Annotated in this window: 17 protein-coding genes; all 17 read left to right on the top strand. The window is 60.9% G+C overall.

Annotation, left to right across the window (positions count from 1 at the left end; all coding sequences use genetic code 11):
- Window positions 1-74: 74 nt before the first annotated feature.
- Window positions 75-2,156: a phage terminase large subunit family protein gene (locus KGB06_RS06095; RefSeq protein WP_223512682.1), complete on the top strand. Its 2,082-nt coding sequence runs from the start codon at window positions 75-77 to the stop codon at window positions 2,154-2,156.
- Window positions 2,147-2,359, top strand: coding sequence for a primosomal replication protein PriB/PriC domain protein (locus KGB06_RS06090; RefSeq protein ID WP_223512680.1), 213 nt, complete (start codon window positions 2,147-2,149; stop codon window positions 2,357-2,359). The genes KGB06_RS06095 and KGB06_RS06090 overlap by 10 nt, the downstream gene beginning before the upstream one ends.
- On the top strand, window positions 2,356-3,900 hold the full coding sequence (locus KGB06_RS06085; protein ID WP_223512678.1) for a phage portal protein: 1,545 nt from the start codon (window positions 2,356-2,358) through the stop codon (window positions 3,898-3,900). Before KGB06_RS06090 ends, KGB06_RS06085 begins: the two co-directional genes overlap by 4 nt.
- Window positions 3,839-5,917: a ClpP-like prohead protease/major capsid protein fusion protein gene (locus KGB06_RS06080; RefSeq protein WP_223512675.1), complete on the top strand. Its 2,079-nt coding sequence runs from the start codon at window positions 3,839-3,841 to the stop codon at window positions 5,915-5,917. Before KGB06_RS06085 ends, KGB06_RS06080 begins: the two co-directional genes overlap by 62 nt.
- Before the next feature lie 67 nt (window positions 5,918-5,984).
- Window positions 5,985-6,305 (top strand): capsid cement protein, encoded by a 321-nt coding sequence (locus tag KGB06_RS06075; RefSeq protein WP_223512672.1) that lies wholly within the window; start codon window positions 5,985-5,987, stop codon window positions 6,303-6,305.
- Window positions 6,302-6,667, top strand: coding sequence for a hypothetical protein (locus KGB06_RS06070; RefSeq protein ID WP_223512669.1), 366 nt, complete (start codon window positions 6,302-6,304; stop codon window positions 6,665-6,667). The genes KGB06_RS06075 and KGB06_RS06070 overlap by 4 nt, the downstream gene beginning before the upstream one ends.
- On the top strand, window positions 6,660-7,211 hold the full coding sequence (locus KGB06_RS06065; protein ID WP_223512667.1) for a hypothetical protein: 552 nt from the start codon (window positions 6,660-6,662) through the stop codon (window positions 7,209-7,211). The genes KGB06_RS06070 and KGB06_RS06065 overlap by 8 nt, the downstream gene beginning before the upstream one ends.
- Window positions 7,178-7,738, top strand: coding sequence for a phage baseplate assembly protein V (locus tag KGB06_RS06060; RefSeq protein ID WP_223512664.1), 561 nt, complete (start codon window positions 7,178-7,180; stop codon window positions 7,736-7,738). Before KGB06_RS06065 ends, KGB06_RS06060 begins: the two co-directional genes overlap by 34 nt.
- 57 nt (window positions 7,739-7,795) lie before the next feature.
- Window positions 7,796-8,017 (top strand): hypothetical protein, encoded by a 222-nt coding sequence (locus KGB06_RS06055; RefSeq protein WP_223512660.1) that lies wholly within the window; start codon window positions 7,796-7,798, stop codon window positions 8,015-8,017.
- Window positions 8,018-8,030: 13 nt separating this feature from the next.
- Window positions 8,031-8,357 (top strand): GPW/gp25 family protein, encoded by a 327-nt coding sequence (locus KGB06_RS06050; RefSeq protein WP_159390409.1) that lies wholly within the window; start codon window positions 8,031-8,033, stop codon window positions 8,355-8,357.
- The gene (locus KGB06_RS06045; protein WP_223512658.1) at window positions 8,354-9,232 is read left to right on the top strand and encodes a baseplate J/gp47 family protein; all 879 of its coding nucleotides are present in this window, start codon (window positions 8,354-8,356) and stop codon (window positions 9,230-9,232) included. The genes KGB06_RS06050 and KGB06_RS06045 overlap by 4 nt, the downstream gene beginning before the upstream one ends.
- Window position 9,233: 1 nt before the next feature.
- Window positions 9,234-9,845 (top strand): phage tail protein I, encoded by a 612-nt coding sequence (locus tag KGB06_RS06040; RefSeq protein WP_223512654.1) that lies wholly within the window; start codon window positions 9,234-9,236, stop codon window positions 9,843-9,845.
- Window positions 9,838-12,399 (top strand): phage tail protein, encoded by a 2,562-nt coding sequence (locus KGB06_RS29980; protein WP_317849341.1) that lies wholly within the window; start codon window positions 9,838-9,840, stop codon window positions 12,397-12,399. The genes KGB06_RS06040 and KGB06_RS29980 overlap by 8 nt, the downstream gene beginning before the upstream one ends.
- Window positions 12,399-12,830, top strand: coding sequence for a tail fiber assembly protein (locus KGB06_RS06030; RefSeq protein ID WP_223512651.1), 432 nt, complete (start codon window positions 12,399-12,401; stop codon window positions 12,828-12,830). The genes KGB06_RS29980 and KGB06_RS06030 overlap by 1 nt, the downstream gene beginning before the upstream one ends.
- Window positions 12,831-12,932: 102 nt before the next feature.
- Window positions 12,933-14,096 carry a phage tail sheath family protein gene (locus tag KGB06_RS06025; protein WP_223512647.1) on the top strand — a complete coding sequence of 388 codons (1,164 nt, stop codon included), beginning with the start codon at window positions 12,933-12,935 and terminating at the stop codon, window positions 14,094-14,096.
- A gap of 12 nt (window positions 14,097-14,108) precedes the next feature.
- Complete coding sequence (locus KGB06_RS06020; protein ID WP_411741834.1) at window positions 14,109-14,477, top strand: phage tail sheath C-terminal domain-containing protein; 369 nt, start codon at window positions 14,109-14,111, stop codon at window positions 14,475-14,477.
- Window positions 14,474-14,977 (top strand): phage major tail tube protein, encoded by a 504-nt coding sequence (locus KGB06_RS06015; protein ID WP_223512645.1) that lies wholly within the window; start codon window positions 14,474-14,476, stop codon window positions 14,975-14,977. The genes KGB06_RS06020 and KGB06_RS06015 overlap by 4 nt, the downstream gene beginning before the upstream one ends.
- Window positions 14,978-14,988 lie beyond the last annotated feature (11 nt).

The raw sequence follows: 14,988 nt of genomic DNA, 5'->3' as shown, positions 1-14,988 counted from the left end.
GGCGATCCAGCGCGAAGTCGCCGTGACGCGTAATGATGCGGTCGGCTTGGCTGATCTTTTGCCGGAGTTGCTTGATGAGTTTGTCGACACCTTGGATGAGGGCGCTGGTTGAGGGTGTCCGCAAGGGGCTCGCCGGGCTCTACAAAGAACCGCCGCGCACAGCCGTTGAATGGGCCGATGAGCATTTCTATCTGTCGTCAGAGTCGTCCTATCAGGAAGGCGATTGGACGACAGCGCCTTTTCAGGTCGCGATTCTCAACGCGATGGGCAACGACCTGATCCGTGAAGTCAACGTGCTGAAGTCGGCGCGGGTTGGCTACACCAAAATGCTGGTGGCCAACATGGGCTACAAGGTCCAGCACAAGAAACGCAACGTCATCGTCTGGTGCCCAACCGATGGCGACGCTGACGGCATGATGAAACGGCACATCGAAACGATGATCCGGGATAGTCCCGTGGTGCGCGCCTTGGCCCCTTGGTATGGGGTAAAGCATCGCGATAACACACTGGATGAAAAGCGCTTCGATAACGCCAAGATGCTGTGGTGCCTGGGTGGCACGGCGGCAAAAAACTACCGGGAGAAAAGCCCGGATGAAGTGATCTATGACGAGCTTTCGAAGTTCAACGCGGACATTGAAGGCGAGGGTGCGCCCACCATTCTTGGTGACAAACGCCTGGAAGGTGCCACGTTCAAAAAGTCCATACGCGGATCGACCCCGACGACAGTAGTGTTCGCTGATGACAATGAGGAAACCTCGGGGGAGGGCTGCCAGATCACGCGGGCGGCCAATGATTCCCCGCACTTTTTGCGTTTCAACATCAAGTGCCCGTGCTGCGGTACCGAGCAGTATCTGAAGTGGGGCGACCCGGCTACGCCGTTCGGTATCAAGTGGGCCGTGGACGAACTGGGGCAGGTGGTGAAGGCCTGGTACCTGTGCGAGTCCGGCCATGGCTGTACCTTCGAATACCACGAAATGGTCGCGGCATCGGTCAACGGTCGCTACATCTGCGAGCGGACCGGTATCTGGACGCGCGACGGCATGGACTGGTTTACCGATGTGGGCACTTCAATGCCGTCACCGCGTTCGGTGACTTTCCATATCTGGACGGTGTACTCGGAGTTTGTGACCTGGGCCGAAGTCGTCACGGAATGGCTCAAGATCAAGAAGGATCGGGGGAAGCTCAAAACCTTCGTCAACACAACTCTGGGCGAAGCATGGGAAGAGGACCAAGGCGAGCAGTTGGAATGGCAGCAGCTGCACGCGCGTCGGGAAATATACCCGCAAGTGCCGGCTAAAGCGGTTGCCCTGTTCGGCGGTATTGATACCCAGGATGACCGCTATGAAGGTCGGGTGTGGGCGTTTGGCGCGGGAGAGGAAGCGTGGCTCGTCCATAAGTTCGTGCTTCAAGGTGACCCGGGCAGCATCGAGCTACGGTCCAAGGTCGGCGTCGAGATCCACAAGACCTTCACCCGAGCGGATGGCACGGTGATGGGCGTCGAGCGTTGGTGTTGGGACCAAGGTGGTCACTACTGCGATGAAGTGCGTGAGGAATGCATCAAACACGGCACCCAATGGGTGATCCCGGTGTTTGGTGCATCGACCTACGGTAAGCCGATTGCGACCTGGCCGCGTAAGAAAACCAAGGTCAAAGGCGGACGTGTCTACCTGGTCGAAGTGGGGACCGACAATGCCAAAGAATTGATTTACGGCCGTCTCAAGATGCAGCCGGACAGCTCGGGCGCGCCGGTGCCTGGCTGTATGCACCTGCCTGCCAACGAAATGATTTGCGGCGAAGACGAAATGCGGCAATTGACCGCCGAGCGCCGCAAGTGGGTGATCGTCAAGCACCAGCGTGTTCAGCGTTGGGATGCCGGTGGCCGCCGAAACGAAGCGCTCGACTGCCTGGTGTACGCCTTGGCGGCGTTACGCATAACGCAACAGCGCTTTGGCATGAACCTCGAACTGCTCGCGCAGCAGTTGCCGTCAGGTACCTGGGCTGTGCCGATCAGTCACGAGCAGAAAAGCAAACCGGCCTCCGTTGCCGCTCTGACACCGGCCACGGTGTCGGTGCCTGAGGTAGAGCCTGAACATTCAACCGACCAGCCCGCCGAGTCGGGCGGCTGGCTTAATACAGGACAAGGCGCATGGCTATAACCGCTCAAGATATGGTGGACCGCTATCTGGAGGCCGAACTGGCCATCCTGCAGGGCAAGGAAATCCTCTTTAACGGTCGCAAGCTGATCATGGATGACCTGGAAGAAATTCGCGCCGGCCGACTGGAATGGGAGCGCCGGGTGCGAGGGCAACAGGCAGCGGCGGCGGGGCAGCCGCCGTACGCCCTGGCGACATTCCGATGAACCTGCTGGATCGCGTGCTGGCCCCGGTGTTTCCGGGACTGGTGGCTGAACGTCTGCATGCTCGTCACAAGATCATGGCCTTTGAAGCCGCGCAGATGACTCGCACGCATCAGGCCAAGAAACAATCCGCCAGTGCGGATCGCTCACTGCAGCGTTCGGCGCGTTCCCTGCGCGAGCAGTGCCGCAAGCTGGACGAAGACCACGACATCGTTACCGGTTTGTTTGATCGCCTGGAAGAGCGCGTAGTGGGCGGCATGGGCATCGCGGTCGAGCCGTTTCCGTTGAGCTATGCCGGGGAAGTGCACCTGGAGTTTGCGGCGCAGATCAAGGCCCGCTGGGCCGAGTGGTCGTTGCGCCCGGAAACGTCCGGCGAGCTGTCCCGCCCGCAGATGGAGCGACAGGTGTGCCGCACCTGGCTGCGCGACGGCGAAGCCTTGGCGCAGAAGCTCAAGGGGCGAGTGCCCAGCTATGAGCATTTGAACGTGGTGCCCTTCGCCCTGGAGTTGCTGGAGCCGGATTACCTGCCGTGGGAATACAACGATGAAGCCAAGGGCATCGTGCAGGGGATTGAGCGCAATCAGTGGCGCCGGGTCCGTGCCTTTCACCTGGTCAAACATCACCCCGGGCACACCGCCGGTTACCAGCTGGCGTTGGCCACCAAGCGTGTGCCAGCCGAGCAGATGATTCACATCGCGCACCGTAAACGCATCGGTCAAAACCGCGGCCAGCCGTTGCTGCATGCCGTGCTGGTTCGCCTGGCGGACATCAAGGATTACGAGGAAAGCGAACGGGTCGCCGCCCGTATTAGCGCGGCGCTGGCCATGTACATCAAAAAAGGGACGCCGGATGACTACACCGCACCGTCTGCCGTGAATGGTCAGAGCGTCAGCGCCCGGAGCATTCCCATCGGTCCGGGCATGGTGTTCGACGGCCTGCTGCCCGGCGAAGACGTCGGCATGATCGAAAGTAATCGGCCCAACCCCTTTCTCGAAGGCTTTCGCAACGGTCAGCTCAAGGCCGTGGCCGCCGGCACTCGGGGCACCTACTCCAGTGTGGCGCGCAGTTACGACGGCACCTATTCGGCACAGCGGCAGGAGCTGGTCGAGGGGCAGGCGGGTTATGACCTGCTGCAGCACGAATTTATCGACTACTGGAGTCGCCCGGTCTATCGCGAATGGCTGCACATGGCGATCGCCAGTGGGGTGATCCAAGTGCCGGTCGACGTCGATCCGGACATGGTGTTTGGCGCGATTTACCAAGGGCCGGTGATGCCTTGGATCAACCCGATCCATGAGGCCAATGCCTGGAAGATCCTGGTCGAGGCCGGCTTTGCCGACGAGTCGGAAGTGGCGCGGGCGCGGCAGCGCAATCCGCAGGAACTCAAGCGTTCCCGGGCTTCGGAAATCAAAACCAACCGGGAGCAGGGACTGGTCTTCAGTTCGGACTTCTATCACGAGATTTATGGAAAAACGCAAACCGATGAACAGCCAAAAAAACCTGTCGTTGATGAGGCCGAGAGCCTCGATAACCCCGACGAATAAACCCGGCGAAAGCTGGTACTCACTGAGCGCCGCGCTGCAACGCGGGGTGGTCGAGGTGATGCTGTATGACGAAATTGGCGCGTGGGGCATTACGGCCAAACAGTTCGCCCGCGATCTGGCCGCCATGGGCGATGTGTCTCAGATCAACCTGCACATCCACTCGCCGGGTGGTGACGTGTTTGAAGGGACCACCATGTACAACCTGCTGCGCGGCCATTCGGCCCGGGTCGTGGTGTACATCGACGGTCTCGCCGCGTCGATGGCCAGTGTGGTCGCCATGGCCGGCGATGAAATCAACATGCCGGCCAACGCCATGATGATGATTCACAAGCCGTGGGGTGGTCAGGTCGGTGATGCCGATGCCATGCGCGAGTACGCCGATTTACTCGACAAAGTCGAGAGCACGCTGATTCAGGCGTACATGCGCAAGTCAGGCAAATCGATCGAGGACATCCAGGTGCTGCTCAAGGCTGAAACCTGGATGGATGGCAACGAAGCGGTGGCCGCCGGTTTCGCTGACAAGGTGCTTGATCCGTTCAAGGCGGCTGCTCAACTCACTTCAAAACGCATGCAGGAGTTCACCAATATGCCTACCTCGGCAAAAAATCTGTTCGATCCGCGGGCTTCCGCTCCAACCCCAGCACCGACCCCAACCCCAGCTCCAGCCCCGGCGGTCGATCCGGCGCCGGTCGCGCTGACCCTGGATCAAATGCGCGCCCAAGTCATGGCGGCGGACGGTGCTCGCCGCACGGCGATCAATGCCGCGTTCTGTGGCTCGCTAGTCACCAGCCACACCGAGCTGCTCAACACCTGCCTCAATGACCTGAGCTGTACGGCCGAGATGGCGCGGGAAAAACTGCTGGTCGCGCTGGGTTCGGCCACCACCCCCACGGGTGGACCTTGCCACCATGGCCACATAGGCAACGGCAACCTGGTCGGCGATTCGGTGCGCGCCTCGCTGGCGGGTCGTTTGGGGCAGGCGGAAAACCAGAAAGACAACGCCTATAACCACATGAGCCTGCGCGAGCTAGCCCGCGCTTCGCTGCATGATCGCGGCATCCTGGTGGCCACCCTTGATCCGATGGCCATGGTCGGCCTTGCGTTCACTCATGACTCCAGTGACTTCGGCAACATCCTGGTGGACAGCGCTGCCAAGTCGGTCCTGCTCGGCTGGGACGAGGCGCCGGAGACCTATCACCTGTGGACCAAAAAGGGCCGCTTGAGTGACTTCAAGGTGGCGTCCCGGGTCGGCATGGGTGCGTTTCCGAGCCTGCGTGAAGTTCGTCCAGGGGCTGAATACAAGTACATCACCACCAATGACCGTGGCGAAAAAATCCGCCTGGCCACCTACGGTGAGATGTTCAGCATCACCCGTCAGGCGATCATCAACGATGACCTCGACCAACTGAGTACCGTGCCTTACAACATGGGCCTGGCCGCACGCGGCACCATCGGCGATCTGGTCTATGACACGCTGATCCATTCGCCGGTGATGAGCGACGGCAAAGAGCTGTTCGATGCCGACCGCAACAACCTGTTCACCGGTGCCGGCGCCAATATGTCGATTGAGGCGCTGAGCAAGGCCAAGACCGCCATGGCCTTGCAGAAAACCGAGGTCGAGGGCGGCAAGCCCCGCACCCTGAACATTCGCCCGGCGTTTGTCCTGGTACCGGTGGCGCTGGAAGACAAGACCAACCAACTGATCCGCTCGGCATCGGTGCCTGGGGTCGATACCAATGCCGGCATCGACAACCCGATCCGCAATTTCGCCACGGTGATCGCCGAGCCGCGCCTGGATGATGATTCGCCAGTCACCTGGTATGAAGCCGCCCGCCAAGGTGCTGACACCATCGAAGTTGCTTATCTGGATGGCGTTGAACAGCCCTACATGGAGCAGCAACAGGGTTTCACCATTGATGGTGTGACGAGCAAGGTGCGGATCGATGCCGGGGTCGCGGCGCTGGATTATCGTGGTCTGAACAAGTCGATTGGTGCGGTAGCAACTAAAGCCCGCTGACGGTAGTGATTCCTCTCTATACCCCGCCGCGTGCGGGGTTTGTTGTTTCTGTACAGGAGAAATACGTATGTCCAAGAACTATTCGGGTCCCGGCCAAACGGTGACCTTCACTGTCCCGGCCGGTGGAGCCACAGCGGGTGTGCCATTGGTATTGGTCGATCTGGTGGTGATCCCGATGGCCAGTGGCGTCGAGGGTGACGTGTTGGTCGGCCATATCGGTGGCGTCTGGCGTTTGCCTGCCGATGCGGCGCTGTTGCAGGGGCAGAAGGTGGCCCTACAGGCCGGTGTGCTGGTTGATCCGCTCACGGCCACCGGTGACCTGGTGCCGTTCGGCAAGCTAATGAGCGCTCCGGTCGGCGGTATTGCCGAAGCGTTGTTGATCCAGTGACCACGCTGGGCCGCTTTCGTGACATCACGGCCCGGATGGATGCAGTGTTGGTCGATCGCCTCGGCGATCGCGCCATCAAGCCGGACGGCCTAGCGCTGTACGGTGCGTTCTTCTCGCCTTTTGTCGGTGCGGATGTGGGGGGCAAATCGAAGAGCGTACGCCTGGGTAATGCCATCGTGACGGATAACGTCTTGGCGCCCACCTTCACGGCCCGCGTGGTGGATGCGGTGGGCATCGAGAAAGATACGTTTCTTACCATCGATTTACCGGTGGAGCAGGGTGGCGGTCGCTACAAGGTCAGCAAGCGCGAGCCGGACGGTGCCGGCATGGTCAACTTCATACTGAGTTTGAACAATGGATGAGCTGACGACCTTACACAATGCGATCGAGGCGACGTTCCGCGCCGGCTTGCCGTCGGTGGTCAGCGTCGAGGCGTTCCCCGAACTGAACGCTGAAGTGGGGTTGCCGGCGGTGTTGTTCGCCCTGACGGAAATCGGCGAAGCCCCCGACAATGGCAGCGGAAAGACCTCCCTGAGCGGCCGCTTTCAGGTGTGCATCATGGTCGATTCCACCATCAGCAAAGCGTCCTTGCAGGCCGCCATTCTGGCCGCCGAGATCAGCAAGATTTTGCGCGGGCAGTATTGGGATCTGGACTTTGTCGAAGAGGTGCAGGACGTACGTGCATTCCCGGATGACTCGATGCCGGAGCTGGCGCAATTTGTGGTGTGGATTGTTGAGTGGAAACAGGTGTTCCAGATCGGTGAAACGGAATGGTTATGGGCAGTTGAGCCGCCCGGCTCCCTGTACCTGAACGTCGATGGCTGCACCGGTACCGGCAATGAAGACCACTACTTTCAACCGGAGGATCTGGCATGGGATACGCCAGCGCCGAACACGACCGGATGATCGCCGCCATGCTGATGCCCTGTGTGGTGGTCGGCATCGATCTGATGGCCGGCCGGGTGCGGGTCAAGGCCGGCACCTGGGTCAGTGCCTGGGTGCGCTGGCACAGCTTGGCCGCCGGCAAGGCCCGTCACTGGCGCGCGCCAAGCCTGAATGAGCAGGGCGCATTGTTCAGCCCCAGCGGTGATCCGGCCATGGGCACTTTTGTCCCGGGACTGTATGGCAACGCCGGGACGCCGCCGGACAACCGCGATCACGTCGAGGCCTGGTATTTCGACGATGGCGGCTCGCTGGTCTACGACTGGCAGGCCGGCAGTTACAGCATCGATCTGCCCAATGGCAGCAGTGCAACGATCAAAGTTGGTGGATCGCAATTTGAGGTAACGCCCGATCACGTTCGGGTGACGGCCAGCCAGATCACCCTGGCGGGTGAGGTGAACATCGACGGTGCGCTGAGCGTATCCGGCGACATCACCGGCGCCGGCACGATCATGGATGCCGGAGGCAACAGCAGCAACCACTCGCATTGAGTGCACATCATCTTCTGCCCGCCGCGTGCGGGCTTTTTTATACCTGGAGTAAAGCCCATGACAAGCAAAACCAAGGACGTATCAACCGTCAGTGAGGCGCCCGCGCCGGCCACGCTGAGCTTCTTTCGCGACACGCTGTACACCTCGCGGGTGCTGATCTTGCTGGACGCCGAGCGCACCCTGAAAGTGGAAAAGGGCCAGGTTGCGGTGGCCTCGGATGACACGGTCGCGATCGAGTATTTGCACGGTCGCAAGGATTTTGTCCCGGTCGAGGGCTGATCCCATGATCGGGATGATCGGACTGGACCGCCACACCGGCCAACTCATTTCCGGCCTTGATCACCTGCGTCAGTCGATCGAGGACATCTTGTCCACGCCCTTGGGCAGCCGGCGCATGCGCCCGGAGTACGGCAGCAAGCTGCGGCGCTTTGTCGACCTGCCGGTGAATGACGGCTGGAAAAGTGCCGTTCAGGCGGAAGTGGCCAGCACGCTCGGGCGTTGGGAGCCACGCCTGAAGCTGGGGCGGGTACGCGCCGTGGCCATCCTCGACGGGCGTATCACCTTTGAGCTGACCGGGCAGTACCTGGGCAGCGACGTGACTTTGGAGGTGTCCGCATGACCATGGAACTGGCGGCCCTGCCGCCGCCGCAAGTGCTGGAAGACCTCGACTTTGAAGCGGTGTACCAGGAGAAACTGGAAGCCTTCCGCCTGAGCATGGGCGACAACTGGAGCGCGGAGCTGGAAAGCGACCCGGTGCTGAAGCTGATCGAACAGGCCGCGTATGGCGCCTTGCAGAACCGGGCGCGGGTCAACGACGCGGGCAAGGCTTTGCTGTTGGCCCATGCCGAGCGGGCCGACCTCGATCACCTGGCCGCCAACGTCAACCTGCAACGCCTGGTGATTCAGGCGGGAGATCCAAGCACGGTGCCGCCGACACCGCAGGTGCTCGAAGAGGACGATGCCCTGCGCGAGCGGGTGCAGCTGTCGTATGAGGGGCTGACCACGGCGGGGCCGCGTAACAGCTACATCCTCCATGCGCGGAATGCTTCGGGTCTAGTCGCCGACGCCACGGCGGAAAGCCCGTCACCGGCCGTGGTGGTGTGCACCGTGCTCAGCCTGGAAGGCAGCGGCGCCGCCTCGCCGGAACTACTGGAGCAGGTCCGGCTGCACCTGAATGACGAGGACGTGCGGCCGGTGGCCGATCGCCTCACAGTGCAGAGCGCCGTGGTCATCGACTACCACATTGAAGCGGTGCTGTACCCGCAGGCACCGGGGCCCGAAAACGAAGCCTACCTGGCCGAAAGCCAGAAACGTCTGAGCGAGTGGATCAACCCACGCCGCCGCTTGGGGCTGGAAGTGGCGCGCTCGGGGATCGATGCGCAATTGCACATTCCCGGCATCGCCCGGGTCGAGCTGCTGGGCTGGACCGATATCAAGCCGACCAAGGCCGAGGCGGCGTATTGCACCGGCTACAGCGTGACGCTGGGGGCCTGACATGAGCAGTCTGTTGCCGCTCAACAGCACGCCGCTGGAGCTGGCCGTGGAAGCGGCCAATTACGAAAACACGCTGATCCCGCTGCGCAGTTTGTACAACGCCGACACCTGCCCCGAGCACTTGTTGCCGTACCTCGCCTCGGCCTGGTCGGTGGACCGCTGGAACAACCACTGGACACAGGAAGCCAAGCGCACGGCGATCCGTTCGGCGTACGACGTGCATGCACGCAAAGGCACCATCGGTGCGCTGCGGCGGGTGGTCGAGCCCTTGGGCTATTTGATCGATGTCGTCGAATGGTTCGACACCGTGCCGGAAGGCGTGCCCGGTACCTTCGCCCTGGAGGTCGGCCTGAATGACGCCGGCATCACCGAGGAACTGTACGAGGAACTGGGGTGGCTGATCGACGATGCCCGTCCGGTCAGCCGGCACATGACCAACCTGGCGCTCAGTCTGCAGACCGAGGGGGTGCTGGGCATTGCCGTGTGCGTTGAAGAGGGCGAAGAGATCGACGTGTACCCACCGACCCCGCAAGACATCGACGTGACCGGCACCTTTGGCCCGGCGCTCTGCGTCGATGAAACCGATACTTTGGATGTTTATCCCTATGATTGATAAGACCAGTCAGTTTTTTGCCATTCTCACAGCGGTCGGCGAAGCCAAACATGCCAACGCCATTGCCATGGGCCTGGACTGGATGTTTACCGAGATGGGCCTGGGCGATGCCAACGGCACCGACCCGATTCCGGATCGTCTGCAAACCCAGTTGATCAACGAGTGGCGCCGGGCGCCGCTCAACCAGATCCGCGTCGATCCGGCCAACCCCAACACCGTGATCACCGAGCAGATCATTCCGCCCGAGGTGGGTGGCGAGTGGATTCGCGAGATGGGCCTGTACGACGTCGACGGTGATCTGGTGGCGGTGGCCAACTGTGCGCCGAGCTATAAACCGTTGTTGGCCCAAGGCACGGGCAAGACCCAAGTGGTGCGGATGAACTTCATCGTCAGCAGCTCGGCGAACATCGTGCTGAAGATCGACCCGGCGGTGGTGCTGGCCACGCGCGAATACGTCGACACTGCGATCAGCGAAGCGCTGGCCAAACTGGATCACAAACAGTCAGCGCGGGTGGCGGCCACGGTCCCCATCACCCTGAGCAATGTGCAGACCCTCGATGGTGTGGCCGTGGCCGCCGGTGACCGCGTGCTGGTGACAGCGCAGGCACAGGCACAGGACAATGGGATCTACCTCGTCAGCGCCGAAGGCTGGACCCGGGCCGCCGATGCCGACAACAGCCTGGAAGTGACACCGGGGTTGTTTATCCACGTCGAGCAGGGCACGACCAACGGCGACAGCCTCTGGCAACTGGTCACCGACGCGCCGATCACCCTCGGCACCACCGGTTTGCAGTTTGAAATGATCGCGGGCGGCAACGGGGCGGGCGTTGGCACGTTTCGCAGTGTCACGGTGGACGCCCTTGGGCGGGTGATCGCTGGCACCAACCCGACCACCTTGGACGGCTACGGCATCACCGATGCCCTGGCGGTCAGTGAGAACCTGGCCGATCTGGCGGATGTGGTCGAGGCACGCGACAACCTTGGGCTGGGCACCGCCGCGACCGCTGATGTGCAGACCGATCTGGACGATGTCACGGTGAATGCGCTGATGAAGGTAGGCGCCTTCGGCTTGGGCGTCCTAGGGCCGACTGTTGTGGACCTCAATGCCTTGCAAGGCACGCAGTTTTTCGGGTTTCGTGACGGTGCGGTCGGTGGAGTGCCTGGTACGGGCTATGACGCCGTTGGTTGGCAGGTAGAGGCATCGGGTCAGCGGACGCAGTTTGCGGTTTTGAACTCAGCGCTGTTCATTCGCTCCGATGACGGCAACAACATTTGGGGCGAGTGGGTGCAGCAGTGGGACAGCAACACTCTCGTCAAACAAGCGAACAGCACAGATTCTACTGCGGGCCGCGTTCTGCTCAATGGTGCCTTCGGCTTGGGCGGTAAGGCGCCCGAGTTACCTGGTCATGACTTCAACGCCGCGCAGGTTGGCGGTACTTACACTTATGCCGCTGATTACCTGAACCGACCAAACGTTCCCAACGGCAGTACCCATGGCTTGGTCGTCCACATGGAACGGTCTTTTGGGAACTTGGCGTACCAAGAAGCTCGCGCAGCGGATAGTGCGACCTACTATCGTTTTCGCACCGGGGACTTCGCCACCGGCACCTGGGGGGAGTGGGAGCACCTGTGGGATTCCAGCAATCTGGTTAAACAAACCTCTCCCCAAGATGACACCCCAGGCCACGTACTGGTCGCGGGAGCCTATGGCTGGGGGCAGGGCGGCATCCTGATTGCGGATGGAACCGACATTGATACCCTGACGGATGCGGGGGTTTACCGGGTAACCACGGGGCCGAATATTCCAGCTGGCGCCCCGAATTCAACGTTGTTGGTGATGAAAGGGGTGGATGTCACCACTCAACTAATGATTGCCAATAGCAGCGGCACTCTCTATACGCGTGGCCTTATTATTGGCAGTGCAGGCTGGGGAGCATGGGCTATGAGTTGGGATACTTCCAACTTCGACCCAGCGTCATATCAGCCTTCGTTGGGTTTTACCCCCGTGCAGCAAGGCGGGGGAGTGGGTCAATCAATCAACAAAGTTTTTATTGGCTATCGGGATGATACTGGCGATGTCGGTATACAGGTCGATACGACCGATTTCGGAAAAATCTGGACCGAGAGTAACTTTAACCCGGCGTTATATCAGCTATTGTTGAACTTTACTCCCGTGCAACAAGGTGGTGGAGCAGGTCAGGATGCCAACAAAGTCCATATTGGTTATAGCAATGCCTTGGGCATAGTAAAAGTACAGGTTGATACCGCTGATATGGGCGCAATGTGGACCGATGCCATTGGTACAGAAAAAGTGCGCAGCGCCATAGCCAGTTTTGTTGTTGGTGCTGTCGGCACTTACGGCATGTTTCGTGCTGCTGCTGGTGGTGCTATTGCTCCCGGCTCCCTTACTGCCGGGGGCAATTTGTTCTACAGCGATGCTTACGGTTTATCGTCTCAAGGCCCACCGGTTGGAACTTGGATGTTGATGGGCGCCCTGAATAACACCGACAACTCAACCGATGACTCTGTATCCATTTATTTGAGGGTGGCTTGATGAACTACACCCATGTGTTGACCCCACAATGGATGGACGCTGCACACACGGCCATCAACGTGATGCTGGTCACCGAAGAGCAGGGCACTATTCCCTTCACGGCCACACCCGACGACTCGACCAGTTACGGCCCGGAGATCTACGCGCGTGTGGTGGCGGGTGAGTTTGGCGAGATCGCCGCGTATGAGCCGCCATCGGACGCGGCCTTGTTGCCTGCGGCGCGGGCTCAGCAGCAACGGCTGATGCACGAAGCCGGCCTGGCAGTGGCGCCGCTGCAGGATGCAGTCGATCTGGGCGTGGCCATTGCCGAGCAGGTCGAGCAATTGAGTGCCTGGAAGTTCTACCGCATCGAGCTGAGTGAAGTGCCGCAGCAAGCAGGTTGGCCACGGACGATGGAGTGGCCGGTCAAACCGGATCAGCAGACCCCCTAACGCCCCGCACTGACGGGGCGTTTTGTTTTCCGTTACGCATTACACGAACCATCCCGAACGCCTCGCTTATGCGGGGCTTTTTCGTTTCTGGAGTATCACTCTATGAGTTTTTTTCACGGCGTCACCGTGACCCTGGTGGACACCGGGGCCCGGCATATCGCCACCCCGTCCGCGTCAATCATCGGCCTGTGCAACACCTTCACCGTGGGCCCGCCGGCCACGGCCGCCGCCAACGAACTGCTGTTGATCACCCGCGAAAGCGAAGCGGTCGCCGCGTGGGGGCCGGATGCGGCGATCACCCAGGACTGCAAGGCCATTTTTAAACGGTCGAAGGCGGTGATTGTCGCCGTCGGTGTGCCGCTGCTGACGGATCCGGCCGAACAGTTGTCGGCGATCATCGGCGGGGTTTGGGCCGACGGCACCCGGACCGGCATGCAGGCGTTGCTCAACGGCAAAAGCAAGTTCAACGCCCAGCCACGGTTGTTGGTGACTCCGGGGTACTCGTCGACGCTGGCGGTGGCCACCGAGCTGGTGGCACTGGGCGACAAGATGCGGGCCATGGCCATCATCGACGGGCCGAACACCACCGACGAAGCGGCGATTGCCTATGCCGAAAATTTCGGCAGCAAACACGCCTACATGGTCGACCCTGGCGTGCAGTTCTGGGACACCGGGGCCAGTGCCACCGTCAACGCACCGGCTTCAGCCTGGACCGCTGGCTTGTTTGCCTGGACCGATGCCACCTACGGTTTCTGGGCCTCGCCGTCGAACAAGGAGTTTGTTGGCATCACCGGCACCACGCGGCCGATCGAGTTTCTCGATGGCGATGCGTCCTGCCGGGCCAACGTGCTGAACAACGCCAACATCACCACGATCATTCGCGATGACGGCTACCGCCTGTGGGGCAACCGCACGCTGTCCAGTGATCCGAAATGGAAGTTCGTCACCCGCGTGCGCACGCTGGACATCGTCATGGACGCCATCCTCTACGCGCACAAGTGGGCCGTCGACCGTTCGATCACCGCGACCTACGTCAAGGACGTGACCGAAGGCCTGCAGGCGTTCATGCGCGACCTGAAAAATCAGGGCGCGATCGTCAACTTCGAGGTGTATGCCGACGAAGAGCTGAACACTTCCAGCGAACTCAGTGACGGCAAGGTGTACTGGAACATTCGGTTCACCGACGTACCGCCGGCCGAAAACCCGAACTTCCGCGTGGAGGTGACCGATCAGTGGATCACTGAAGTGCTCGATACCGCCGCCTAAGGAGGCCGACTTATGATTCTGCCAAAAGTGACCCTCAAGGCCGACGATTGCACCCAGGTGCGCCTGCTGGACATCGTCAAGGACGCCATCCTCTATGCGCACAAATGGGCTGTCGACCGCTCAATCACCGCGACCTATGTCAAGGACGTGACCGCAGGCCTACAGGAGTTCATCCGCGACCTGAACAGCCAGGTCGCGAGCGTCAATGTCGAGGTGTATGCCGACGAAGCGTTGAACACCGCCAGCGCACTCGGCGCCGGCAAGTCCTACTGGAACATCCATTTCAGCAACGTGCTGCCGACCGAACAATCCATCTACCGCATGGAGGTGACCACTCAGTGGGTCCCGCAAGTGCTGTCGCCTAAAGAGGCCGCTTTATGATTCCTGAAGTGCTCTACAACACCAACCTGTTTGTCGACGGTATCAGCCTGCAAGGCGATGTACCGAGCCTGACCCTGCCTAAGCTCACCCTCAAAACCGACGAGTACCGCGCGGGCGGCATGGACGCGGCGGTCGAGCTCGACATGGGCATGGAAAAGCTGGAAGCCAGCTTCATCACCAACGGCGTGCGCCGCGAGGTGCTGAAGTTCTTCGGTCAGGCCGACCTGACCGGGTTTAACGCGTCATTCCGCGGTGCCTTCAAGGGCGAGAAAGGTTCGGTCAAGGCAGTGGTCGCCACCCTGCGTGGCGGGCTCAAGGAAGTCGATCCGGGAGACTGGAAACCGGGTGAAAAAGGCGAGTTCAAGTACGCCGTCGCGGTGACCTATTACAAGCTGGAAATTGACGGCAGTGTGATGTTTGAAATCGATCCCCTCAACTCGATCCGCGTTATCGACGGCGTTGATCAACTGGCCGCCGTGCGGTCTGCCCTGGGCATGTAAGGAGCCACACC

Source organism: Pseudomonas sp. GL-B-19 (assembly GCF_019956415.1).
Taxonomy (GTDB): Bacteria; Pseudomonadota; Gammaproteobacteria; order Pseudomonadales; family Pseudomonadaceae; genus Aquipseudomonas.
This window is presented reverse-complemented; position numbering and strand designations above follow the sequence as displayed.

Excerpts from the sequence above, each read along its gene's own strand:
- KGB06_RS06025 (WP_223512647.1), top strand. The coding sequence starts at position 12,933 with ATGAGTTTTTTTCACGGCGTCACCGTGACCCTGGTGGACACCGGGGCC.
- KGB06_RS29980 (WP_317849341.1), top strand. The coding sequence starts at position 9,838 with ATGATTGATAAGACCAGTCAGTTTTTTGCCATTCTCACAGCGGTCGGC.
- KGB06_RS06085 (WP_223512678.1), top strand. The coding sequence starts at position 2,356 with ATGAACCTGCTGGATCGCGTGCTGGCCCCGGTGTTTCCGGGACTGGTG.
- KGB06_RS06065 (WP_223512667.1), top strand. The coding sequence starts at position 6,660 with ATGGATGAGCTGACGACCTTACACAATGCGATCGAGGCGACGTTCCGC.
- KGB06_RS06080 (WP_223512675.1), top strand. The coding sequence starts at position 3,839 with ATGAACAGCCAAAAAAACCTGTCGTTGATGAGGCCGAGAGCCTCGATA.
- KGB06_RS06020 (WP_411741834.1), top strand. The coding sequence starts at position 14,109 with ATGATTCTGCCAAAAGTGACCCTCAAGGCCGACGATTGCACCCAGGTG.
- KGB06_RS06055 (WP_223512660.1), top strand. The coding sequence starts at position 7,796 with ATGACAAGCAAAACCAAGGACGTATCAACCGTCAGTGAGGCGCCCGCG.
- KGB06_RS06015 (WP_223512645.1), top strand. The coding sequence starts at position 14,474 with ATGATTCCTGAAGTGCTCTACAACACCAACCTGTTTGTCGACGGTATC.
- KGB06_RS06040 (WP_223512654.1), top strand. The coding sequence starts at position 9,234 with ATGAGCAGTCTGTTGCCGCTCAACAGCACGCCGCTGGAGCTGGCCGTG.
- KGB06_RS06090 (WP_223512680.1), top strand. The coding sequence starts at position 2,147 with ATGGCTATAACCGCTCAAGATATGGTGGACCGCTATCTGGAGGCCGAA.
- KGB06_RS06060 (WP_223512664.1), top strand. The coding sequence starts at position 7,178 with ATGGGATACGCCAGCGCCGAACACGACCGGATGATCGCCGCCATGCTG.
- KGB06_RS06030 (WP_223512651.1), top strand. The coding sequence starts at position 12,399 with ATGAACTACACCCATGTGTTGACCCCACAATGGATGGACGCTGCACAC.
- KGB06_RS06095 (WP_223512682.1), top strand. The coding sequence starts at position 75 with ATGAGTTTGTCGACACCTTGGATGAGGGCGCTGGTTGAGGGTGTCCGC.
- KGB06_RS06045 (WP_223512658.1), top strand. The coding sequence starts at position 8,354 with ATGACCATGGAACTGGCGGCCCTGCCGCCGCCGCAAGTGCTGGAAGAC.
- KGB06_RS06075 (WP_223512672.1), top strand. The coding sequence starts at position 5,985 with ATGTCCAAGAACTATTCGGGTCCCGGCCAAACGGTGACCTTCACTGTC.
- KGB06_RS06050 (WP_159390409.1), top strand. The coding sequence starts at position 8,031 with ATGATCGGACTGGACCGCCACACCGGCCAACTCATTTCCGGCCTTGAT.